This is a genomic window from Spiribacter onubensis (assembly GCF_040838425.1).
Classification (GTDB): Bacteria; Pseudomonadota; Gammaproteobacteria; order Nitrococcales; family Nitrococcaceae; genus Spiribacter; species Spiribacter onubensis.
The window spans coordinates 98922-121296 of the sequence record NZ_JBAKFI010000002.1 but is presented as its reverse complement, the minus strand read 5'-3'; the positions used below and the strand labels follow the sequence as shown (position 1 = coordinate 121296).

General features: G+C 64.7%; 26 protein-coding genes. 17 read left to right on the top strand and 9 right to left on the bottom strand.

From position 1 onward, the window contains the following. Positions 1 to 561 (top strand): chorismate--pyruvate lyase family protein, encoded by a 561-nt coding sequence (locus V6X63_RS04010; protein ID WP_367967298.1) that lies wholly within the window; start codon positions 1 to 3, stop codon positions 559 to 561. Position 562: 1 nt separating this feature from the next. After that, a complete protein-coding gene (ubiA, locus tag V6X63_RS04005; protein ID WP_367967857.1) occupies positions 563 to 1423 on the top strand; it encodes a 4-hydroxybenzoate octaprenyltransferase in 861 nt (286 codons plus the stop codon). On the opposite strand, the gene V6X63_RS04000 is transcribed toward ubiA, so the two are convergent. Beyond that, positions 1420 to 2142 (bottom strand): double zinc ribbon domain-containing protein, encoded by a 723-nt coding sequence (locus tag V6X63_RS04000; RefSeq protein WP_367978185.1) that lies wholly within the window; start codon positions 2140 to 2142, stop codon positions 1420 to 1422. The two genes, ubiA and V6X63_RS04000, sit on opposite strands and share 4 nt — an antisense overlap. A gap of 85 nt (positions 2143 to 2227) precedes the next feature. On the opposite strand from V6X63_RS04000, the gene V6X63_RS03995 reads away from it, so the two are divergent. The 5 genes from V6X63_RS03995 to V6X63_RS03975 all read left to right on the top strand — a co-directional run bounded on the left by V6X63_RS03995 (position 2228) and on the right by V6X63_RS03975 (position 7281). Continuing rightward, the gene (locus V6X63_RS03995; RefSeq protein ID WP_367978184.1) at positions 2228 to 3121 is read left to right on the top strand and encodes a methyltransferase domain-containing protein; all 894 of its coding nucleotides are present in this window, start codon (positions 2228 to 2230) and stop codon (positions 3119 to 3121) included. Between the two features lie 93 nt (positions 3122 to 3214). Continuing rightward, on the top strand, positions 3215 to 3796 hold the full coding sequence (locus V6X63_RS03990) for a DUF2244 domain-containing protein (protein ID WP_367967295.1): 582 nt from the start codon (positions 3215 to 3217) through the stop codon (positions 3794 to 3796). 5 nt (positions 3797 to 3801) lie between these two features. Further along, on the top strand, positions 3802 to 4668 hold the full coding sequence (coxB, locus tag V6X63_RS03985; RefSeq protein ID WP_367978183.1) for a cytochrome c oxidase subunit II: 867 nt from the start codon (positions 3802 to 3804) through the stop codon (positions 4666 to 4668). Between the two features lie 29 nt (positions 4669 to 4697). Continuing rightward, positions 4698 to 6272 (top strand): cytochrome c oxidase subunit I, encoded by a 1575-nt coding sequence (gene ctaD / locus V6X63_RS03980; RefSeq protein WP_367967293.1) that lies wholly within the window; start codon positions 4698 to 4700, stop codon positions 6270 to 6272. Between the two features lie 148 nt (positions 6273 to 6420). Further along, the gene (locus V6X63_RS03975) at positions 6421 to 7281 is read left to right on the top strand and encodes a cytochrome c oxidase subunit 3 (protein WP_367967292.1); all 861 of its coding nucleotides are present in this window, start codon (positions 6421 to 6423) and stop codon (positions 7279 to 7281) included. A 31-nt stretch (positions 7282 to 7312) separates the two neighbouring features. Here V6X63_RS03975 and V6X63_RS03970 read toward each other — a convergent pair whose 3' ends face one another. Then, positions 7313 to 7525 (bottom strand): twin transmembrane helix small protein, encoded by a 213-nt coding sequence (locus tag V6X63_RS03970; protein ID WP_367967290.1) that lies wholly within the window; start codon positions 7523 to 7525, stop codon positions 7313 to 7315. Between the two features lie 57 nt (positions 7526 to 7582). Here V6X63_RS03970 and V6X63_RS03965 point away from each other — a divergent pair, with 57 nt between their 5' ends. From V6X63_RS03965 to cyoE, 4 genes are read left to right on the top strand one after another with little or no spacing between them, the layout of a single operon-like run. Then, positions 7583 to 8347, top strand: a complete 765-nt coding sequence (locus V6X63_RS03965; RefSeq protein WP_367967289.1) for an SURF1 family protein — start codon at positions 7583 to 7585, stop codon at positions 8345 to 8347. Further along, entirely contained in the window at positions 8347 to 8937 is a 591-nt protein-coding gene (locus V6X63_RS03960; protein WP_367967287.1) for a hypothetical protein, read from the top strand. The genes V6X63_RS03965 and V6X63_RS03960 overlap by 1 nt, the downstream gene beginning before the upstream one ends. Next, positions 8934 to 9944 carry a COX15/CtaA family protein gene (locus V6X63_RS03955; protein ID WP_367967286.1) on the top strand — a complete coding sequence of 337 codons (1011 nt, stop codon included), beginning with the start codon at positions 8934 to 8936 and terminating at the stop codon, positions 9942 to 9944. Before V6X63_RS03960 ends, V6X63_RS03955 begins: the two co-directional genes overlap by 4 nt. Further along, entirely contained in the window at positions 9941 to 10894 is a 954-nt protein-coding gene (gene cyoE / locus V6X63_RS03950; RefSeq protein WP_367967285.1) for a heme o synthase, read from the top strand. Before V6X63_RS03955 ends, cyoE begins: the two co-directional genes overlap by 4 nt. Here the strand turns inward: cyoE and V6X63_RS03945 are convergent, their stop codons facing one another. Next, positions 10895 to 11740 carry a universal stress protein gene (locus V6X63_RS03945; RefSeq protein ID WP_367967284.1) on the bottom strand — a complete coding sequence of 282 codons (846 nt, stop codon included), beginning with the start codon at positions 11738 to 11740 and terminating at the stop codon, positions 10895 to 10897. Positions 11741 to 11797: 57 nt separating this feature from the next. Between V6X63_RS03945 and V6X63_RS03940 the strand changes: the two genes are divergently transcribed. Continuing rightward, entirely contained in the window at positions 11798 to 13525 is a 1728-nt protein-coding gene (locus V6X63_RS03940; RefSeq protein WP_367967283.1) for a cation:proton antiporter, read from the top strand. A 7-nt stretch (positions 13526 to 13532) separates the two neighbouring features. Here the strand turns inward: V6X63_RS03940 and lipA are convergent, their stop codons facing one another. Continuing rightward, the gene (gene lipA, locus V6X63_RS03935; RefSeq protein ID WP_367967282.1) at positions 13533 to 14540 is read right to left on the bottom strand and encodes a lipoyl synthase; all 1008 of its coding nucleotides are present in this window, start codon (positions 14538 to 14540) and stop codon (positions 13533 to 13535) included. 18 nt (positions 14541 to 14558) lie between these two features. After that, on the bottom strand, positions 14559 to 14762 hold the full coding sequence (locus tag V6X63_RS03930; protein ID WP_367967281.1) for a hypothetical protein: 204 nt from the start codon (positions 14760 to 14762) through the stop codon (positions 14559 to 14561). 68 nt (positions 14763 to 14830) lie between these two features. Here V6X63_RS03930 and V6X63_RS03925 point away from each other — a divergent pair, with 68 nt between their 5' ends. After that, entirely contained in the window at positions 14831 to 15079 is a 249-nt protein-coding gene (locus V6X63_RS03925; protein WP_367967280.1) for a sulfurtransferase TusA family protein, read from the top strand. Here V6X63_RS03925 and sohB read toward each other — a convergent pair. Continuing rightward, positions 15051 to 16058 carry a protease SohB gene (sohB, locus tag V6X63_RS03920; protein ID WP_367967278.1) on the bottom strand — a complete coding sequence of 336 codons (1008 nt, stop codon included), beginning with the start codon at positions 16056 to 16058 and terminating at the stop codon, positions 15051 to 15053. The two genes, V6X63_RS03925 and sohB, sit on opposite strands and share 29 nt — an antisense overlap. Before the next feature lie 88 nt (positions 16059 to 16146). On the opposite strand from sohB, the gene V6X63_RS03915 reads away from it, so the two are divergent. Genes V6X63_RS03915 through V6X63_RS03905 form a run of 3 tightly spaced genes read left to right on the top strand, consistent with a single transcriptional unit; the run spans position 16147 to position 17859 of the window. Continuing rightward, on the top strand, positions 16147 to 16461 hold the full coding sequence (locus tag V6X63_RS03915; RefSeq protein WP_367967276.1) for an ORF6N domain-containing protein: 315 nt from the start codon (positions 16147 to 16149) through the stop codon (positions 16459 to 16461). Next, positions 16458 to 17276 (top strand): cytochrome c oxidase assembly protein, encoded by an 819-nt coding sequence (locus V6X63_RS03910; protein WP_367967275.1) that lies wholly within the window; start codon positions 16458 to 16460, stop codon positions 17274 to 17276. The genes V6X63_RS03915 and V6X63_RS03910 overlap by 4 nt, the downstream gene beginning before the upstream one ends. After that, a complete protein-coding gene (locus tag V6X63_RS03905) occupies positions 17263 to 17859 on the top strand; it encodes an SCO family protein (RefSeq protein WP_367967274.1) in 597 nt (198 codons plus the stop codon). Before V6X63_RS03910 ends, V6X63_RS03905 begins: the two co-directional genes overlap by 14 nt. On the opposite strand, the gene ilvD is transcribed toward V6X63_RS03905, so the two are convergent. Next, on the bottom strand, positions 17856 to 19547 hold the full coding sequence (gene ilvD, locus V6X63_RS03900) for a dihydroxy-acid dehydratase (RefSeq protein WP_367978182.1): 1692 nt from the start codon (positions 19545 to 19547) through the stop codon (positions 17856 to 17858). The genes V6X63_RS03905 and ilvD overlap by 4 nt on opposite strands. Before the next feature lie 132 nt (positions 19548 to 19679). On the opposite strand from ilvD, the gene zapE reads away from it, so the two are divergent. Continuing rightward, on the top strand, positions 19680 to 20780 hold the full coding sequence (gene zapE / locus V6X63_RS03895; protein ID WP_367967272.1) for a cell division protein ZapE: 1101 nt from the start codon (positions 19680 to 19682) through the stop codon (positions 20778 to 20780). 221 nt (positions 20781 to 21001) lie between these two features. On the opposite strand, the gene V6X63_RS03890 is transcribed toward zapE, so the two are convergent. After that, entirely contained in the window at positions 21002 to 21925 is a 924-nt protein-coding gene (locus V6X63_RS03890; protein WP_367978181.1) for a histone deacetylase family protein, read from the bottom strand. Positions 21926 to 21930: 5 nt separating this feature from the next. Then, positions 21931 to 22371 (bottom strand): DUF4426 domain-containing protein, encoded by a 441-nt coding sequence (locus V6X63_RS03885; protein ID WP_367967270.1) that lies wholly within the window; start codon positions 22369 to 22371, stop codon positions 21931 to 21933. Positions 22372 to 22375 lie beyond the last annotated feature (4 nt).

The window sequence follows — 22375 nt, the reverse complement described above, 5'->3', positions numbered from 1 at the left end:
ATGAGTGAGCCCGGGCTCCGTAACTGGCGCCCGCGGGGCGTGCCGAGTGCACGGCCGGGGAACGGACCGCTGCGTGACTGGCTGGACGAGCCCGGTTCGCTCACCCGCCGCCTGCGCGCCCTGGCCGGTGAGGCCTTTCGGGTCCGTGTGATGGATGAGCGCTGGGGGCGTGCCTGGCCGGATGAGCGCCGGCGTCTGGGCCGCCCCGTTCATGAGTGGTTCTGGCTGCGCGAGGTGCTGCTCTGCCAGGCGGATCGGCCGCTGGTTTACGCGCGCAGCGTCATTCCGGGCACCAGCCTGCGCGGCCCGCTCCGCCGGATCCGTTCGCTGGGCCGTCAGCCGCTGGGGGCCCTGCTGTTCGGCCGCTATCCCGTGGTTCGGGGCACCATCGAAGTGGCGCCGCTCAAGGCCAGCTCACGTCTGGGCGCCCGTGCGGCGGCCCATGGAGATACGCCCCGCTGGGCGCGTCGTTCGGTCTTCCGGATCGCCGGCCGGCCGCTCCTGGTCACCGAAGTGTTTCTGCAACCCCTGCTCGAGGAGCTCTCCCATGCCAGCGACTGATCTGCGCCAGCGGCTTTTGCTGTACGCAAGGCTCGCCCGGCTGGATCGGCCCATCGGCAATTTCCTGTTGCTCTGGCCGATGCTCTGGGCGCTCTGGCTGGCTGCCGAGGGCTGGCCAAGACCCGGTGTGCTGGTGGTTTTCGTGCTGGGGGTGCTGGTCATGCGTGCCGCCGGTTGCGTGATCAACGACTATGCCGACCGGGACTTTGACCGTCACGTCAAGCGCACCCGAGAACGCCCGCTGACCACTGGGGCAGTAACCGAACGGGAAGCGCTGAACCTGTTTGCCGTACTCTGTCTGGTGGCGTTCGGGCTGGTGCTGCTCATGAATCGCCTGACCGTGCTGCTGTCGTTGGTGGGGGTGGCGCTGGCGGCCAGCTACCCGTTCATGAAGCGCCATACACACCTGCCCCAGGTGCACCTGGGTGCCGCCTTCGGCTGGGCTGCGCCCATGGCCTTCGCCGCCCAGGCCGGCGAGGTTACGGCGATGGCCTGGCTGGTTTTCGTCGCCGCCGTGGTCTGGGCAACGATCTACGACACCGAATACGCCATGGTCGACCGGGATGACGACCTGAAGATCGGCATCAAATCCACCGCGATTCTGTTCGGGCGCCAGGACCGGCTGATGATCGGCCTGCTGCAGGTGCTGATGACGCTGTTGCTGGCACTGATCGGCTGGCGTGCGGGTCTGGGCGCGATCTACTTCCTCTGTCTCGGGCTTGCCACGGGCCTGTTCGCCTATCAGCAGTGGCTCATCCGTGATCGCAGTCGAGAGGGGAGTTTCCGGGCTTTCCTCAACAACAACGTCTACGGCGGAATCATCTTTGCCGGTATCGTCTTGTCCTATCTGTTCACCGGCTAGATGGCCCGGGCGAGGACGATGACCTCGATGCGCTCCGTGCCGCCGGACCGCAGGCAGTTCGCCAGCTCCCGCAGACTGGCCCCGGTGGTCAGCACATCATCCACCAGCACCACGGACCTTGGCGGTGGACATTGCAGCCGAAAGGCTCCTGACAGATTACGCTGGCGGGTGGCAGCGTCGAGGCCACGCTGCGGCGGCGTGTTTCGTCGGCGCTGGACGAGTCGCCCGATCACTGGCGGACCCAGCCAGCCCGCAATCAGTGCCGACTGATTGAATCCCCTCTGACGATAGCGCACCGGATGGAGCGGCATGGGCAGCAGCGGGGCGTGACAGGGGGTGGTCCGCTCGCGCATGGCGCCGGCCGCGATGCTCGTGAGCAGACGCCCGGCGGAGAAGTCCCCGCGCAGCTTGAAGGCACGGATCAATCGATCGACGCCATCGGTGTAGGTCCATAGCGCCCGGGTGCGGTCGAAGGGGGGCGGCTTGCTCAGGCACCCGGCGCACTCGCTCGCCCCGCTCGCCAGTGGCAGGCCGCAGCGCCGGCAGGCCGCGGTGATCCAGGGGAGATCCTCGCGGCAGCCCGCACACAGGGGGTGTCGAGGGCTGCGCGCGGCACAGAAACGGCAGCGACCGTCCAGCAGGTTATGCAGCCAGTGCTCAAGGCGGCCTGGCGAGCGCCATGTCGGGGAACGAGTGATTGGCGATGGAGCGCGGTTCACGGGACCAGGCTGCCGCGTGCCGGTCGATGGCGCCAGCGCCGGGCGGCATCTGCGGACCGATGGTGGAATATGGCAGCATGGGCGGATGAATGCTCAGAACGACCCCCTCCGGCTTGATCCACGGGTCCTCCGCCGCCGGCTGGACCGTGCTGCGACGCGATTCGACGGCGCCGCGGTGCTCTATCGCGAGGTCGGTCGGCGACTGGTGGAGCGGCTGGACTACATCCGGCTGCAGCCCGAGGCCATGCTCGATCTGGGTTGCGCCACGGGGATCAACACCGAGGCCCTCCGCAAGCGTTATCCCGGCGCCCGCTATGTGGCAATGGACCTGGCCGCGCCCCTGGTGGCGAAGGCCCGTCGCCGCGGTGGCCGCTGGCGGCGTCCCCCCGGGGTCTGTGGCGGGCTCGAGCGCTTGCCGTTCCGCAATGACAGTTTTGATCTGGTCTTCTCCAGCCTGGCATTTCATCGCGTGCCTGACCTGAGCGCCACGGCACGGGAGCTGCAGCGTATCCTGCGGCCGGGTGGCGTGCTGATGTTCGCCACCTTCGGTCCGGATACCCTGGATGAACTCCGGCGCGCCTGGCAGACAGTCGATGCCACCCCCCATGTCCATGGGTTCGTCGATATGCACGATATCGGGGATGCCCTCGTCAATGCCCGACTGGCCGATCCGGTCATGGACATGGAGCATTTCACGCTCACCTATAGCGATGTCCCGGCCCTGGTGGGGGATCTGGATGCCCTCGGGCTGCGGAATGCGCTTGTGGCCCGTCAGCGCGGGCTGACCACACCACGCCGCTGGCGTGCCATGGAGGCCGCTTACAACCACCTCCGGGACGCTGATGGCCGACTCCCGGCCACCTGGGAAGTGGCCTATGGGCATGCCTGGGGGACCGACGCACAGACCCAGATCAAGGCGGAGAGCGGCGAGGTGCGGGTACCCGTGGATACGCTGTCGATGCCACGCCGAACGCGCTGAAAAGCGCAATGAGCAGGAATTCCGCTTTTCTCCGGGCGCCGAGTTATCTAAACTTGACGACCGTCAATTCGATGCGCGACTGCGAGCGTTGACATGAGCACCCGGAGCACAAGCGAGGGATACAGCGGGCGCCGGTTCGTCCTGGCGCCCAACATCGCCCCGGACTGGGGCCAGACGATGCGGATATTCGCGGGTCTGAGCGTAGTCTGCCTGGGGATCGCGCTGGTGTGCACCTGGATGGGGTTCTGGCCGGTCCTGCCTTTCGCGGGCCTGGAGCTGACCGCCCTGGGGGTCGCGCTCTACACCTCGGCGCGCCGGTCGCTGGATCGTGAGCTCATCCATGTGGTTGGCAACGCGGTCCGCGTGGAGAAGGGCAGGGGCCGCGTGGAGCAGGCCTGGGACATGGATCGGGCGTGGACCGAAGTGGTGCTGCGCCGGTTACCGCGGCGCTGGGAAGAGACGCAGCTTCTCCTGCGCTCGCGCGGGCAGGAGCTGGTCATCGGCGGTTTCCTCGAGCCGGAGGAGCGGCGCAGCCTGGCTCGGGAGCTCGGCCGTTGTATCGGGCCGATGGCACGTTGTGGTGATGATGGCGCCGTGCCGGCCACCGCGGGCGACGAAGCGCAGGCTGCGCTCTCCGTCGCCCCCTCGAACAGTCTGGGAGACAGAACGGGATGACAAACATGATCGCCAGGAGGAGCTTCGGGCGCTCCGGCCTGTTGGCAGGCCTCATGCTGCTGGCCACACCGGCCCTCGCGGATTTCAGTCTGATCAACATGACCCGCGGCGTCACCGAATCGAGTCAGGAGATCTACGACCTCCATATGACGATCTTCACCATTACCGTGGTGATCGGTCTCGGCGTCTTCGGTGCGATGTTCTACTCGATCTTCCGGCACCGGAAATCGCGGGGTGTGAAGCCGGCGAAGTTCCATCACAGCACCACTGTCGAGGTGCTCTGGACGGTCATTCCTCTTGTCATCCTGGTAGCGATGGCGGTCCCCGCCACCCGCGTCCTCATCGACCTCGACGACACCAGCGAGTCGGAGATGGCGGTGAAGATCACGGGCTACCAGTGGTTCTGGGGCTATGAGTATATGGGCGAGGATGTCCAGTTCCTCAGCCGCCTGGCGACGGACAGTGACGTGGCCCGGCAGCTCCACTCCGGCATCAATCCGGCGTCGGTGCCGAACTATCTGCAGAACGTCGACCGGCGGCTGGTGCTGCCGGTGGATACGCGCATCAAGTTCCAGATCACCGCCGCGGATGTGATCCACTCATGGTGGATGCCCGACCTTGGCTGGAAGAAGGATGCCATTCCGGGTTTCGTCAACGAGACCTGGACGGTCATTGAGGAGCCCGGCGTCTACCGAGGGCGCTGCGCAGAGCTCTGTGGTCGTGATCATGGCTTCATGCCGATCGTGGTGGAGGCGCTTGAGAAGGACGAATTCGAAGCCTGGCTTGCCGCGCAGCAGGCCGATGGCGAACCCGGCACGACGGCTGACGGTTCGGATGCAGCCGAGGCCGGAGAGGAACTGGCCGCGCGGTAAGCGGGAATCATTCAGGGGAGACGGTTGAGATGACGGCAACAACCCAGGACCACGCACATCACGCCGATGAGCCCACCGGGTTCAAGCGCTGGCTGGTGACCACCAATCACAAGGACATCGGATCGATGTATCTGCTGTTCTCGCTGGCCATGTTCCTGGTCGGCGGCGCCATGGCGCTGGTCATTCGAGCCGAGCTCTTCCAGCCTGGCCTGCAGGTGGTGGATCCCTACTTCTTCAACCAGATGACCACCATGCATGCGCTGGTGATGATCTTCGGCGCAGTGATGCCGGCCTTCACCGGTCTGGCCAACTGGATGATCCCGCTGATGGTCGGGGCCCCGGACATGGCCCTGCCGCGTATGAACAACTGGAGTTTCTGGCTGCTGCCCTTCGGCTTCGCCATCCTGCTGTCGACGCTGTTCATGCCGGGTGGTGGCCCGGCGGGTGGCTGGACCATGTACCCGCCGCTCATGCTCCAGACGGGTACCGCATTTCCGTTCGTGATCTTCGCGATCCATGTGCTGGGTATCAGCTCCATCATGGGCTCGATCAACGTCATCGCCACGATCCTGAACATGCGGGCGCCCGGCATGACGCTGATGAAGATGCCGCTGTTCGTCTGGACCTGGCTGATCACCGCCTACCTCATGATCGCCGTGATGCCGGTGCTTGCCGGTGCCATCACCATGCTGCTCACCGACCAGTATTTCGGCACTTCCTTCTTCAGCGCGGCCGGCGGCGGTGATCCGGTGCTGTACCAGCACATCTTCTGGTTCTTCGGGCATCCCGAGGTGTACATCCTCATCCTGCCGGCGTTCGGAATCATCTCGACGATCATTCCGGCCTTCGCCCGCAAGCCGCTGTTCGGCTATAGCTCGATGGTCTACGCCACGGCGTCCATCGCGTTCCTTTCGTTCATCGTCTGGGCCCACCACATGTTCACGGTGGGCATGCCGCTGGCCGGTCAGCTGTTCTTCATGTACGCCACGATGCTGATCGCCGTGCCCACCGGCGTTAAGGTGTTCAACTGGGTGGCGACCATGTGGCGTGGCGCGATGACCTTCGAGACGCCGATGCTGTTCGCGCTGGCGTTCGTGTTCCTGTTCACGATCGGTGGGTTCTCGGGGCTGATGCTGGCGATCGCGCCCGCTGACTTCCAGTATCACGACACCTACTTTGTGGTGGCGCATTTCCATTATGTCCTGGTGACCGGTGCCGTGTTCGCCATCCTGGCGGCGGCCTACTACTGGCTGCCGAAGTGGACGGGGCATATGTACAGCGAGCGCCTCGGGCAGTGGCATTTCTGGCTGTCGGTGATCTTCGTGAACGTGCTCTTCTTCCCGCAGCACTTCCTGGGTCTGGCCGGTATGCCGAGGCGTATTCCCGACTACTCGGTTCAGTTCGCAGACTGGAACATGGTGTCCAGCATCGGCGGCTTCGGGTTCGGTTTCGCCCAGTTGATCTTTGTCTGGCTGCTCTACAAGTGCATTCGTGGCGGCGAGAAGGCAGAGGCGCGTGCCTGGGAAGGTGCTGAGGGGCTCGAGTGGGAGGTACCGTCCCCGGCGCCACATCACACCTTCGACACGCCACCGGTCATCCGCTGATTCATGATCAATCGTGAGGTGGGTCGACGCACACGCAGGAACATCCGCTGGACGGTGTTCCTGCTCGTGCTGGTCGTCCTGGGCATCTACCTGGGAGTCTTTCTCGATCGCCTCTAGCGGTCGGGGTTAGGGAGAGAGAGGACAGCGCATGGCGCAGGCAGAAGGCGGTTATTACGTACCGCACCAAAGCAGTTGGCCGATCATCGGCAGCGTGGGCGTCACGGCCCTTGTGGTCGGCATCGCACTCTATCTCGAGGGTATCGGTGCCGGCCCGTGGGTACTGGGTGCCGGCCTGCTGATCACGCTCTGGATGGTGGTCGGCTGGTTCGGTGACGTGGTGCGCGAGGGGCTCAGAGGGCTCTACAGTGACCAGGTCGACCGTTCCCTGCGCTGGGGCATGATCTTCTTCATCTTCTCGGAGGTCATGCTGTTCGCGGCCTTCTTTGGCGCACTGTTCTACGCCCGTGTGCTGTCCGTGCCGTGGCTCTCTGGAGAGGATCCCGCCACGAGCCGGTTGATCTGGGACTCGGTGGCTCTGACATGGCCTACGGCAGGTCCCGCGAATGCAGCGATGGAATGGCGCCCGATGGGGCCCTGGCCGCTGCCGACGATCAACACCCTCATTCTGCTCACTTCCGGTGTGACCCTGACGGCCGCCCATCATGCGCTCAAAGACGGCAACCGTCAGAAGCTGGTGGGCTTCATGTGGGCGACCATCGCGCTTGGCGTGCTGTTCATCGGCCTTCAGGCCTACGAGTACTACGAGGCCTACGCACACCTCAACCTCCGGCTCGAAACCGGCATCTACGGCTCGACGTTCTTCATGCTCACCGGGTTCCATGGCATGCATGTGCTCATAGGCACACTCATGCTGGGAGTCATCGCGGTGCGCTGCATGAAAGGCCACTTCCGGCCTGAATCGCATTTCGGATTCGAGGCCACCGCCTGGTACTGGCACTTCGTGGACGTGGTCTGGCTGGGCCTCTATATCTTCGTCTATATCCTCTGACCCGCTGGCGCACGGCCCGGCTGCGCCGGGGTCAAGGGGTGAGGTTGGGCGTGATGATGCCGGTGACGTAGCCGAGCAGGATCAGCAGAAAGAGGATGACGGAGAGCGTGATCCGCAGTGTCAGGGCATTCAGCGTGCGCCTGGACTGACCGCGGTCCCGGATCAGGTAGAAGAGACCGGAACCGAGGCTCGCAATAATGACGAAGAGCGTGACCAGGATGGCGATACGAATTGCGAGATCCATTGCAGAGTCCTTTTCGGCGTCGGGCGAGTATAAAGCAAGATCGGGGTGCTGACCGAGTTGGCGTCCGGGTCCAGCGGCATACATATCGCGGGCTATGTATTCGCGCCTCGGCTGCTGCCGACCGCTGCCTACCTTCTCCTGCTGATGCTGTTGTTGAGTCTCGGTCACTGGCAGCTCGACCGGGCCGATCAGAAGCGGGCCATGCTGGCCGAGCGCGCGGCGGCGACCCGGGCGCCGGTGGTGGATCTGAATGAGGTGACGGCCACATTGGCCACACATGAATATCGCCGGGTCACGGCCAACGGGACGTTTGATGAGGCGCACCAGTTCCTGCTCGATAATCGAATTCAGGACGGGCAGGTCGGTTATCGCGTGCTGACGCCGCTGCGTCTCGACGGGCTTGATCGGGCCGTGCTCGTCGACCGCGGCTTCGTGCCCATCGTGGGCGATCGGCAGACGCCGCCGGCGCTACCGCCCGTCGATCCGCAAGGGCCCGTGACCGGCCGGGTGAGCCGCGGGCCGTCGGTGGGCCTGAGGCTGGGCGATCCCTCGGATCAGCCGATGCAGTGGCCAAGACGCATTCAGTACATGGATTTTGACTACATGCAGTCGACGCTGGACTACCCGCTGGGTGACTACCTGCTGGTCGAGGGGGCCCTCACGAACGAGGCCGTGGCTCAGCGGACGGGGCGTGACGCCTGGCGCTTCGGCCCGGAGCGGCATGACGGGTATGCCGTGCAATGGTTCTCGCTGGCGGGGGCGCTCACCCTGATCTGGCTGATCGTGAATACGCGACGCGAACAACGAGGAGGCACCACCTGATGGGATGGGCCAAGGGACGCTGGCAGCTCATCGCCCTGCTGGCGATTTTCATTCTGCCCACACTGGCTGCCATGGTGATGGTCTTCAGTGACTGGCGGCCGGGGACGTTCACCAATAACGGTGATCTGGTTCAGCCGCCGGTGCAGCTCGAGCCCGGTCAGTGGCAGGCAGTGGACGGGACAGTTCCCGTTCTGGCAGGCGACTGGCTCGTGGTGATGCCACAGATGCAGGCCTGTGGCGAGACCTGTCTGGAACGTCTGGATGCACTGAACCGTGTGCGTATCGCCCTCGACCGCGACATTGAAAGGGTCCGGCTGGTGGTCCTGCAGCCGGAGGGCCGGTCCGGACCCGTCGTGGAGCCGGCGGCCGGCATACTCAACCTGGCCGCGCCGGTTGCCACGGTGGAGCGCCTCGCCTTGCACGAAGGTGAACCGATCGCCGCGCAGATTGTTGATTATCGCGGTTACCAGGTGATGCGTTATCCGGTGCCCCTTGATGCCTCGGGACTCCTGGACGATCTCGAGAAACTCCTGCGCCTGGCCAAGGAAGAGGCGGAGCGACGTGCCCTTGAGGAGGCCACAGCCCAATGAAAGCCCATCCCTGGTTTTTCCGACTGAGTCTCCTGACCACGGCCGTCACGCTCTGTGTGGTCGTGCTGGGCGCCTGGGTCCGGCTGACGGATGCAGGCCTGGGATGTCCCGACTGGCCGGGGTGTTACGGGCAATGGGATGTGCCCAATACGCCGGAGGCGATCGCGGCGGCGAACGAGGCCTTTCCGGACACCCCGGTGCATATCGGCAAGGGCTGGCGTGAGATGGTCCATCGTTATCTCGCCGGCATCCTCGGGCTCATGATCCTCGCCCTGGGCATCTTCGGCTGGCGCCAGCGTCATCGGCCGGGGCAGCCCTGGAAGGTGCCACTGTTGCTGGTGGGCATCGTGACATTCCAGGCCATCCTCGGGGCCTGGACGGTCACCTGGCAGCTCAAGCCGGCGGTGGTGACGGCCCATCTGCTGGGTGGCCTGACAACGCTCTCACTGCTCTGGTGGGTCACCCTGCGCTGCAACTATCTGGGAGGAACCGGCCGGCTGGCCGGGACGGCGGGCCTTGGTGGTGTGATTGCGGCCGCCGTACTGGCGACGGTGGGGCAGATCACACTGGGTGGCTGGACCAGCACGAACTATGCGGCGCTGGCCTGTAACGAGTTTCCGGCCTGCAGTCTGGGGGAATACTGGCCGGAGCGTGCCGACTTCTCGGAAGGCTTCGTGCTCTGGCGAGGCCTCGGGGTCAATTATGAGTTCGGCGTGCTTGATCATCCCGCCCGTATGGCGATCCACCTGGTGCATCGCGTCGGGGCGATCGTCGTGACACTGGTGCTTGGATTCCTGGCCTGGCGGCTCTGGCGCGCCGGCGGAATCGGCCATGCCCTGGGGATCGCCGTCGGGCTGGCACTGGCCCTTCAGCTGGCGATTGGCATTGGTAACGTGGTCTACAGCTTGCCCCTGACACTGGCCGTCGCGCACAATGCGGGAGCTGCTGTACTGCTCCTCGTACTGGTAACCGTCATTCACGTGAACCGACCGCTGGCAGAATCATGAGTCGCACGCTGGAAGCGAGCACAACCCGGGCCGCCGACGACGCGCCACCCCTGCAGCATCTGCTGCACCACTGGCGTGATTACTACGAGCTGACCAAGCCGGGCGTGGTGGCGCTGATGGTGTTCACCGCGGTGGTGGGCAATCTGCTGGCGAGCCCTGGCAGTCTGCCCTGGAACGCGCTCATCGTCGGTAATATCGGCATCGCGCTGGCGGCCGGGTCGGCGGCGGCGATCAATCATCTCGTCGATCGCCGTGTCGACGCACGCATGAAGCGGACCCAGGGTCGGCCGTTGCCGACCGGTCACCTGCGCACTGCCCATGCGAGCATATTCGCCGGCACCCTCGGCATCAGCGGACTCGCGCTGCTCTACTTCGCCGTCAATCCGCTGACGGCGTGGCTGACCGCCGGGTCGCTGATGGGTTATGCGTTCGTCTATACGCTCTTTCTCAAGCGTGCGACACCGCAGAACATCGTCATCGGCGGAGCGGCGGGAGCCGCGCCGCCCGTGCTCGGATGGGTGGCCGTCACGGGCAGTATCGATCCCCATGCGCTGCTGCTGTTCCTGATCATCTTCACCTGGACGCCGCCGCATTTCTGGGCGCTGGCCATCCACCGGCGCGAGGAATACGCCAGCGTCGATATCCCCATGCTCCCGGTGACCCATGGTGACCGCTACACCCGCTGGCAGATCCTGTTCTATACGGTACTGCTGGTGGGCGTGACGATGCTGCCGTTCGCCACGGGCATGAGCGGGCCGATCTATCTGGTCGGAGCGCTGGCGCTGGGGGCACGCTATCTGTGGTTCGGCTATGCGCTGCTGGCCCGTCCCGATGACCGTTCGCTGCCGATGCGTTCGTTTGGCTACAGCATCGTCTATCTCATGGCGCTGTTCGCCGTCCTGCTTGTGGATGCCTATCTGCCGGTGGTGCTGGCACCGTTCATCGGCTGATCAGAAAAGCAGTAAGTCCACCGGCGATGAATTCAGCAGGCGGGTCGTGACGCTGTAGCGCAGGAAGCTTTCAATGCCCGTGGCCCGCCTCGGGTTGAGCGCGATCAGGTCCGCACCCTCCCGCGAAGCCAGTGCAATGAGTGCCGTGGCTGTCGGCCGGCTGTCAATCTCAACCCGCCGCGAGACCGCATCCAGCCCTGCGCGCTCGACGAATCGCTCAAGCCGCTGTGAAGCCATGGCCTGCTCATTGGACATCAGCGCGTCACGGCCCGTGTCACTCATCTGATTCTGCGCGACCGGTGACTGCTCCTCGGTGCCGACCAGATGCACGATGGTCGTGGACGCCTCCGCGGTGACCGGATGGGCGGCGAGCTTTCTGGCGGCCGACATGGATGCGTCCGAGAGATCGGTGGCGAACAGCAGCCTGCGATAACGGGCGACCGGCGCCGCCCGCACGACCAGGATGGGCACATCGGTGCGGGCCAGTATCCGCTCCGAGGTGCCGCCGAGGAACAGGTCGCGGATCTGACGCTTGCGATGGCTGCCGAGCACGATGAGCATCGTCTCTCGATCCACGGCGGCCTGTATCGCCGCGTCGACGCCGCTGCCGGTCGTCACCTCGGCCGAACAGGCCACCTGATCGGCCTTCTCGATCGTCGCCATGAGGCGCTGTAACATTGACTCGGCCTGGATGCGCTGGGCTTCGACCATCGCAGCGGGCTGATCGCTATCGATCGCATAGACAAGTTTCAGCGCCGATCCGGTCTCCCGGGCGATGAGCAGCGCCATCCGCTGGGCACGCTCGGCGCGAGTGCTCAGGTCGGTGGCAAGCAGGATTTGGCTCATGAGGATCGCCCTCGGGACCGGGTGGGGGGCGTCGAATCAGACGGGAGGATCGGGATCATGGATTTGATGCTGCATTCCGCCTTTGCGGAGGTCGCGACGCTGCTCATGCTCGCGGCGATTGTCGGCTTTGCCGGTCTCCTTCTGCGCCAGCCGCTGATCGTGAGTTTCATCGCGGTGGGCATCATGGCGGGCCCCTCCATGCTGGATGTTGTCCATGCCGAGGCCCAGATCGAGCTGCTCTCCGAGCTCGGTATCGCCGTCCTGCTATTTCTCGTGGGCATCAAGCTGGACATCAAGCTCGTCCGTTCCCTGGGTGCGGTGGCCCTCGTCACCGGCCTCGGCCAAGTGGCTTTCACCGCCGGCATCGGCTTCCTGATCGGCCTGGCAATGGGCATGGATGCAGTCACGTCCCTTTACGTGGCTGTCGCACTTACCTTCTCCAGTACGATCATCATCGTCAAGCTGCTATCGGACAAGCGCGAGATCGATTCGCTACATGGCCAGATCGCCCTGGGCTTCCTGATCGTCCAGGACCTGGTGGTGGTGCTTGCCATGATCGTCCTCTCGACGGTGGGCATTGGTGGTCGAGCGGATGGCGGCGGCGCCGGAGAGATCGCCATGGTGCTGCTGGCCGGCATCGCCCTGGTCGGCCTGGTGGTGCTTTTCGTGCGTTACGTGGCCAATCCGCTCAGCGGCCGCCTCGCCCATGCGCCGGAGCTGCTGGTGATCTTCGCCATTGCCCAGGCCACGGTGTTCGCGACGGTGGCGGATGTCATCGGTCTGGGTAAGGAGCTGGGCGGCCTGCTGGCCGGTATATCACTGGCCTCGACGCCCTACCGCGAGACGATTTCCGCTCGGCTGGCGCCGCTGCGGGATTTTCTGTTGCTCTTCTTCTTCATCTCGCTCGGGTCCACGCTCGATCTGGGTCTGCTGGGAGACAGTCTTGGCGAGGCCCTGGTCTTCTCCGCCTTCGTCCTGATCGGCAATCCACTGATCGTGCTCGCCATCATGGGCGCGATGGGTTATCGGCGGCGAACCGGCTTTCTGGCTGGACTCACAGTCGCCCAGATTTCCGAATTCTCCCTGATCTTCATCAGCATGGGGCTGGCCCTGGGGCATGTCGGCGAGCAGGCGCTGGGCCTGGTGACGCTGGTCGGGTTGGTGACCATCGCTGTGTCCGTCTACATGATCACCTATTCTCACTGGCTCTATGAACACCTCGGGCGGCATCTATGGATGTTCGAGCGCGCCGAGACGCCGCGTGAGCCTGGCGGACAGGCCGACGAGCATATTGGTGGCACTGATATCCTCATTTTCGGGATGGGCCGCTTCGGTACGGCCCTGGGGCTTCGGCTGCAGCGGCGGGGGTTTGCCGTTCTGGGCGTGGACTTCAACCCCAGTGCAATCCGGCGGGCGAAACAGCTCGGGCTGCATGCCGAATACGGGGATGCGACCGACCCCGAGTTCATTGGCTCATTACCCCTCGAAAACGCCCGGTGGGTCGTCAGTACGGTACCCCGCCACCCCACCGGGCTGAGTCGTGAGGACAGTCGACATACCCTGATGCAGGTCATCCGCGCGGAGCCATTTCGCGGGAAAATCGCCGTTGCGTCCCACAGTGACCTGGAGACGGAAGAGCTACAGCGGCGCGGCGCTGATACCGTGCTCGAGCCCTTCCAGGACGCAGCGGACCGGGCCGTGGATCTGATCTGTGGTGCGCAGGAGACGCAACGCACCCCGATTCCTCATATTACTCCGGAGGAGCGCATCGAGGGCCGTTACTAGATCGGGCTCAGCCCTCCCCAGCAGCTCGATCGAGACCCACGTTGTTCTTCTCGAGGACCCGATCGGCGCGGTAGCTGGAGCGCACCAGCGGGCCGGATACGACCTCCAGAAAGCCCTTGCCGAGACCGATCTCGCGGTAGCGGTTGAACTGCTCGGGCGTGACATAGCGGTCCACGGGCAGGTGGTTGACCGTCGGCCGCAGGTACTGGCCGAAAGTAACGATGTCGACACCGATGGCGCGCAGGTCATCCATGGTCTCGATGATTTCCTCATCCGTCTCGCCAAGGCCCAGCATGAGACTGGTCTTGGTGAGGACGTCCGGCCGCCGCTCCTTGGCGTACGCAAGCACATCCAGCGTCTGCTGGTAGCCGGCGCGGGGATCGCGTACGGGGTGCGTCAGCCGTTTCACCGTCTCGACGTTCTGGGCGAACACCTCGAGGCCGGTATCCACCACGGTGTTGATCGCCTCGTGGCGCCCGTTGAAGTCCGGCGTCAGCGCCTCGACCGCCGTCTGCGGGTTGCGCCGCTTGATCTCGCGGATGCAGGCCGCATAGTGAGCCGCGCCGCCGTCATCCAGGTCGTCCCGGTCCACCGAGGTGAGCACCACGTATTTCAGGCCCATGAGCTCCACCGTCTCGGCGGCGCCGGCCGGTTCATTCTCATCGAGCCAACCGCGCGGATTACCGGTGTCGACCGCACAGAACCGACAGGCCCGGGTGCAGACATCGCCCATGAGCATGATGGTGGCCGTACCGGCGCTCCAGCACTCCCCCATGTTCGGGCACATGGACTCCTCGCAGACCGTGGCCAGCCTGTGTTCACGCACGGTCTGGCGGACCTTCTGGTAGGTCTCACCGGTCGGGATCTTGACCCGCAGCCAGTCGGGCTTGTCGCCGCGGCCGGCGGGGGCGGTGTCGCGCTGGGTCTTGATGCCGTTCTTGATGGCCCGCACGCCATTGGGCTTGCTGACCTTCTGGCCACTGACAACGACAGGGATCCCCTTCAATTCGGACATCTCGGGCTCCTTGCTGGCTCAGTCCTTGCCATAAGGGTTGTTCATCACCGAAAACCAGTTCGCATGCGCCTCATCGGCCTGCTTGCGATAGTTCTCGACCTCCTCACGGCTTACCTCTTCCCGCAGGCGGGCGTCACTCACCGGCCGGGGGTCATGCCCTGGCCGGGATGCCGGGGCCTGCTCGTCGCGGAGGTTATCCTCCGCCTGGCGCTCATCACTCATGACGGCGTCTCCCGATGCTGTTCGCGTATAATGGGCTCCAGTATACGCGCCGTAACAGGACCGTCTCCATGGCCTCCGTTTCACAGGTTGATGACCATCGCGATCTGGACCTGCGCGGGCTCAACTGTCCGCTTCCCATCCTCCGGACGAAACAGGCGCTGCGCGAGATGGCGCCGGGCGAACGCCTTCGGGTCAGGGCCACCGATCCGCACTCGGTGATCGACTTCCGCGGCTTTTGTGACACCACCGACAACACCCTGCTTCAGCAGGAAGAGGCTGAGGGCGTGTTTACATTCTGGCTCGAGAAAGGCCGCTGAAGCGGGCGGCCAGCGATTCCACCACCACCGAGAGCCGGCGGCGGAAAGAGGGCGTCGGGTGCCAGGTGAGGCCGATCAGTTCCATGCGTTCACGGCGCTCAAGCAGAAGGTCATCGCTGGTGCCGAGATCATCCACCAGCCCGAGCTCCAGCGCGCGTTCCCCCAGCCAGTGCTCGCCGGTCGCCACGCTGTCGAGGGCGAGCCTCGGCCGGTAGCGGCTGATATGGTGCTTGAACAGATCATGCACCTCCTGGAGTGACTCGCGGAATTTGGCACGGCCTTCATCCGTGTTCTCGCCGAAGACCGTCAGGTCGCGCTTGTGCTCACCCGCGGTATGCAGCTCGAACTCGATATCGTGGCGCTTTAGCAACCCATGGAAGTTCGGCAGCTGGCCGACCACTCCGATGGAGCCGATGACGGCAAACGGCGCGGCGACGATGCGGTCGCCCACGCAGGCCATCAGGTAGCCGCCGCTGGCGGCGACCCGGTCCACGGCGATGGTCAGCCGGATATTCGCTTCACGCAGACGCGCGAGCTGACTGGCCGCCAGGCCGTAGCCCGGCACCATGCCGCCGGGGCTTTCCAGGCGCAGCAGTACCTCGTCGTCCCGCCTGGCGGTGGCGATGATGGCGCTGACCTCCTCGCGCAGGGCATCCACGGCGGTGGCACGAATGTCGCCATCGAAATCGAGCACGAAAAGCCTCGGCAGGCGACCTTCACCGCCCTGGCGGCGCCTTTTCTCACGACGCCGCTCGCGCAGGCGCTGCAACAGGCGGGGGCGGGCGGTCTGGATGCCCTGCTCTATGCGCCGGCTCATCGCCTCGTAGCGCCGGTTGAGCGGCTCCACCTCAAGCTGCTCGCGCTGGCGGCCCCGGCGCCTGCCGGCCATGCCGCCGAGCATGCCCAGGATGATCGCGAAGGCGACCAGCAGGGTGAGCACGCGGGCGAGGAACAGGGCATAATCCTGGATGAACTCCATTGCATTCTCCTTGATCGAATGCTGGTCATTGCAAACCGCAGAGTTTACGCGAGCCAATGCCCGAGGTAAGCCTCCGGAGGTGTCCCGGATGACCGACCAATTCAGTGAAGCGCCCTTCGAATACCGGGGTGAACCGGTGCTCGGCCTGCGCCAGATCGATCGCATGAACGGAGCCGCGAAGGGAACGGCCTTCCGCGCCTTCAAGCGTGTCCGGCATGCGCTGCAGGAGGATCGGGAATTCTTTGTGGTTGATATTGATGCGCCGGGGGATGCGAAATCGGCGCGCCTCATGGGTGACATGAAGGAAGCCGGTGCGCTCTATCCGGCCAGTCGCGTGGCGGTGCTGATCACCGCCGAGGCCTATGCCCGCATGCAGGGTGTCGCCAGGCTTCCGGCTCGATGACAACGCTGGTGGAATGGTTGCGGCCGTGGGAGCCCTCGGCGCCGGTCTTCATCGCCTGCGCCCTGGCCGTGGTGATCTATGCGGCAGGGATGATGCGCGGTGCCCGTCCCGGCTTCTGGCCGGCGCTGTCCTATTTTGCGGGGGTCGGGCTGATCTATGCCGTGACGCAGACACATTACGACTACTACTCGCAGTTCCTGTTCGCCGCACACCGCCTGCAGCACCTCATACTCCATCATCTGGGGCCTTTCCTGATCGCGTTGTCGATGCCGACCGCCGTGCTTGCGGCTGGTCTGCCGGCCGCCGTGCGTCGGCTGCCCGATGGCGGGCTGCGGCCGTTTTTCCGGGCGCTGCGGGTGGTCTACCGGATCCTGCAGCAGCCCTTCATTGCGGGCTTCCTTTTCGTGGGGCTGATCTATTTCTGGCTGACTCCGGAAATCCACTTCGACGCCATGCTCAGCATCGACCTGTACTGGTTCATGAACTGGACCATGGTCGTGGATGGTCTGCTGTTCTGGTGGCTCATCTTCGAGCGTGGCGATCGCGGGATCACGCCCCGGCTCAGCCCCGGGCGCCGTATCCTGGTGCTGGCGTTGATCATGCCGCCGCAGATCGCGCTTGGCGCCTACATCACCTTCAGTGGTCAGAATCTGTTCGAGATCTACGATGTCTGCGGGCGAGCGTTCCCCATCGACCCGATGCTTGATCAGCAGATTGGTGGGCTGATTACCTGGATTCCGGCGGCTATGATGAGTGTCGCCGCCGCGATCATTGTGCTGGCATTCCGTCTGGAGAGGGATGATGAAAAGGCTTGACCGGCGGCTCCTGCCGCGGCTGCTCGTACTGGCCCTGGGTCTTCTGCTGGTGGCCTGTGGTGGGCGTGACTACCAGACCAAGGGGATCGAGGGGCTGCTGCCGGATCTGGCCTTCCAGCTGACCGGCGAGGACGGTGAGACGCTGACCGAGGCCGATCTCGCGGGTGCGCCGACGGTGATGTTCTTCGGTTTCACCCACTGTCCCGATGTCTGCCCGACGGCCATGGCCCGGATTGCGGCGGCGACGGAAGCGGCGGGGAAGGGGCTCGACAGCGATCTGCAGGTGCTCTTCGTCTCGGTGGATCCCGGCCGTGATGACCCGCAGAAGCTGGCGCGCTACACGGATTTCTTCAGCGACCGGGTCAGCGGAGCCACGGCGGATGTCGAGACGCTGCGCGAGCTCACCAAGCGTTATCGCGCCACCTTCGGCTATGACGAGCCCAATGAGTTCGGCGACTACAACGTCTCGCACTCCAGCGCGATGTACGTGTTCGACGCCGATGGCAATGCCCGGGCGTTGTTCCGCCCGAGCGACAGCGTGGCGGCCATGGCCGCGGACCTGCGGCGGATCGCCGAGGGCTAGTCCTTGAACAGGTCCTTGTCGGTCACGGCACCATACGAGGCCGAGCTCACCAGTCTGGCGAACTTGCCAAGGACACCACGCCGGTAGTTCGGCGGGCGGGGCTGCCAGTTCTTCCGGCGCTCAGCCAGCGTCTCGTCGCTGAGCTTGACCTCGAGCAGGTTGTGGTCGGCATCGATCACCACCGTGTCGCCTTCCTCGACCAGTGCGATATTGCCGCCGACCGTGGCCTCCGGCGCGACATGACCGACCACCATGCCGTAGGTGCCGCCGGAAAACCGGCCGTCGGTGATCAGGCCCACCGCATCCCCCAGGCCGCGGCCGATGATCGCCGAGGTGGGCGCCAGCATTTCGCGCATACCCGGTCCGCCCTTGGGGCCCTCATAGCGGATGATGATGACATCACCGGCCTGGATGCTGTCGTTGAGGATCGCCTCCATGGCGATCTCCTCGGAGTCGAATACCCGGGCGGGGCCTTCGATGCGGCGCTTCTTGATGCCGCTGACCTTGGCGACGGCGCCTTCCTCGGCCAGGTTGCCGCGCAGGATGGCCAGATGCCCCTCGGCATAAACCGGATTGTCGAAGTCGCGGATGATGTCCTGATCCGCGGGCGGGGTCGCCGGCACGTCGGCCAGCAGTTCCTCGATGGTCTGCCCGGTGATGGTCATGCACTCGCCGTGCAGCAGTCCTTTCGCCAGCAGCATCTTCATGACCTGCGGCGTTCCACCCACCTCATGGAACTCGCTGGTCACGTATCGACCCGATGGCTTGAGATCGCAGAGTACGGGCACGCGCTGGCGGATCCGCTCGATGTCATCAATGGAGAAATCAACCTCGCAGGCACTGGCGATGGCCATGAAGTGCAGCACGGCGTTGGTTGAACCGCCGACCGCCATGAGCACACTCGCGGCGTTCTCGAACGCCTTGCGGGTCATGATGTCGCGGGGCAGGCGCTGATGCCGGATCGCGTCCACGAGGACCTCGGCGGCGCGCGCGGCAACGGTATGGGCCTCTTCGTCAACCGCCGATACGGTGCTCGATCCCATGATGCTCATGCCCATGGCCTCAAACGCGCTGGACATGGTGTTGGCGGTATACATTCCGCCACAGGAGCCGGCACCGGGGCAGGCATTCTTCTCCACGCCTTTGAGGTCCTCATCGGAGAGGTTGCCCGCGGCGGCCTTGCCGACGGCCTCGAAGGCACTGACGATGGTCAGGTCCTGGCCCTTGTAATGCCCGGGTTTGATCGTACCGCCATAGACGAAGATCGATGGAATATTGAGCCGGGCGATACCGATCATGGCACCGGGCATGTTCTTGTCGCATCCACCGGTGGCGAGCACGCCATCGAGGCTCTGGCCGTTGCAGACGGTTTCGATGGAATCGGCGATGACCTCGCGGGAGACCAGCGAGTATTTCATCCCTTCGGTGCCCATGGAGATACCGTCGGAGATGGTGATCGTGCCAAAGCTCACCGGCATGGCACCGGCCTCGCGAAGTGCCTCGCTGGCCCGCTCCGCCTGGGCACCGATGCCCATGTTGCAGGGCGTGATGGTGCTGTGCGCATTACCGACACCGACAATCGGTTTGTCGAAATCCTCGTCACGAAAGCCGGCCGCCCGCATCATCGCGCGGTTGGGGGTTCGGGCAAGTCCCTGTGTCACGACGCGGCTGCGGCGGTTGTCGGCCATGTTCAATCCTCGGATGTCAGTTGAATGGGTCAGACGGGCAAAATACGAAACTCCCGCCCCGCTGGCAATCGTCACCGGACTGCAACATGGCATACTCTGCCCCCGAACCGGGCGATATGGCGAGTAGTTGCGGTGACGACGCCACGTGAGCGCTATCAGGCCGACCTGGATAGCGGTGACTTCCTCGACGATGCCGAACAACGGATGGCGGTGGACGCGCTGGATGGCCTATACCATGCCCTGCTTGAGGCGCCGGCGCCGCCTGGCGGGCTGCGGGGCTGGTGGGCGAGGCGTCGCGGTGAGGCGGACGCCGGACCGACGGGGCTCTATCTGTGGGGAGGCGTAGGCCGTGGCAAGACCTACCTGATGGACACCTTCTTCGAGTGTCTGCCGGCCACGGCGGGAAAGCGCCGCGCGCATTTCCACCGTTTCATGCAGTCCGCCCATGAGCGGCTGCGCGTGCTCCGGGATCAGTCCGATCCGCTCCGGCGCCTCGCGTCTGAATGGGCCGAGAATACCCGGGTGATCTGCTTCGATGAGTTTTTCGTCAGCGATATCGCCGATGCGATGATCCTCTCCGGGCTGCTGCATGGGCTGATCGAAGAAGGCGTGACGCTGGTGGCCACTTCCAATGTGCCGCCGGAAGGGCTGTATGACGGCGGTCTGCAGCGGGAGCGCTTCCTGCCGGCCATTGATCTGCTCCAGCGCCATACGCGGGTGATGAACGTGGATGGTGGAACGGATTACCGGCTGCGACTGCTCAGTCGGGCACCCATCTACCATGTGCCCCCGGATGCCCGCGCCGAGGCCGCCCTGGCGGCCGCCTTCGAACAGCTTTGTCCGGAGCGGGAGCATGCCGAACCGGTCCTCAGGATCAATCACCGCGAGATCCCGGCCCGGGGCGTCGGCGACGGCGTGCTCTGGTGCGGTTTCGATGCCCTGTGCGAGGGGCCGCGAAGCCAGGAGGACTACATCGAGATCGCGAGGCAGTTCCATACCGTGCTGATTTCCGGCGTCCCCATCCTCGATCGCGAACGTGAGGACGCCGCCCGACGGTTAATCGCCCTGGTGGACGAGTTCTACGATCGCGGCGTCAAGCTGCTCATCTCCGCCATGGCCGACATCGACTGGTTGTACCGGGGCATGCGTCTGCGTTTTGAGTTCCGTCGCACGGTCTCGCGTCTGCAGGAAATGCAGTCCCACGAGTACCTCGCGACGCCCCATCGCCCCTGAACTTGTCCCCACAACCTGTGGATAAGTCTGTGGAGGGACTGGGGGATCAGCGGCACGGAGGCCATGACACTGCGGTTACGATCAGATCGGTGAATCCTTGAGCAGGGTGTAATTTCCAATAGAATCAGTAACTTACTAATTATCCTCTGCAATCAGGCATTTACGCGCTATATCGCAGGCGCTTTGGCGGGTGCCATGTGCATAACCGGCTCTGTCAAGCCTCATCGCATCAGTCCGGCCACATGCCGTGCCACCCCGCGCGACAAGGCACCGAGATCATAGCCTCCCTCGAGAATCGAGCAGACATGGCCGCCGCAGCAGTAATTGGCAACGGCCACCAGTTCATCGGTGATCCAGCTGAAATCATCGGCGGTCAACTCCAGTCCCGCCAGCGGATCTTCGGCCGCCGCGTCGAATCCCGCCGAGATGATCAGCAGTTCGGGGTCGAAGTCGATCAGCGCCGAGATGGCCTCGCCGTGGAACTGCTGCCTGTAGGCGGCGGAGCCGGTACCCTCCGGCAGGGGAAGATTGAGGATGTTGCCGGGGATGTTCTCCCGGCGGGTGCCGGTGCCGGGAAACAGCGGATGCTGATGAAGCGAGAGATAGAACAACCCATCCCGCCCGCTGAAGATGCGCTGGGTCCCGTTGCCGTGGTGGACATCGAAATCGACGACTGCGACGCGCTGTACGCCGTGGACCGCCTGGGCATGGAGTGCGGCGATGGCCGCATTGCTGAACAGGCAGAAGCCCATGGATTCATCGGGTTCGGCATGATGTCCGGGCGGCCTGGTGGCGCAGAACACGCGTCGGGCCTGACCGCTCTGGATCGCGTCCACACCCTGTAATGCCGCTCCGATGGCCCGGAGCGCCGCCTTGCCCGACCCGGGCGAGACCACGGTGTCGGCATTGAAATGGGTCCGACCCGATGTCGGGATGGCATTAAAGACGTCATCGATATAGTCGCTGTCGTGTGCCCTCTCCAGGGCCTCACGCGGGGCGGACTCGGCCTCATGACGCGCCAGGGCGTCGAACTCCGGCGCCTCCAGGGCCGCCAGGACAGCCTCCAGACGCTCAATGCGCTCCGGGTGGTCACTGCCCGTGTCGTGAGCGAGGCAGTCCGGGTGGGTGATCAGCCATGTCGACACGATGGCTACTCCCCGGTGAAGAAGGTCTGTCGGAAGGCCACCTTGAATGGTCCACCACCCTGATGCGGGTTGACCTCGATCTCGAAGGTCAGCGCTTCGCCATCCTCGACCGGGAATGTGCCGATGTAGGAGATCCAGCCATCGTCGCGCACGCGACGTGCGCCGATCTCGGACAGGTCATCGTTGTTGTCGCGGGCAACGATGTCCACCCGGGCCTCCACGGGCTGGCCCTCGCGCAGAATCGTGAGCATGACCATGCCGCGGGTGCGGCTGCGCATGATTCCGTACTCGTCGGCCACGGTGGAGTTGAGCATGCCGGTGGGCATTGCGCTGTAGTGGATCTCGTATTCACCGAAGCGGTCAGCCTGCTGGGCGCCGGCGACCAGTGGCAGCAACATCAGGAGTCCGGCGATCCATCCAGCAATCCGGCGTGGGCAGTGCGGCATGATG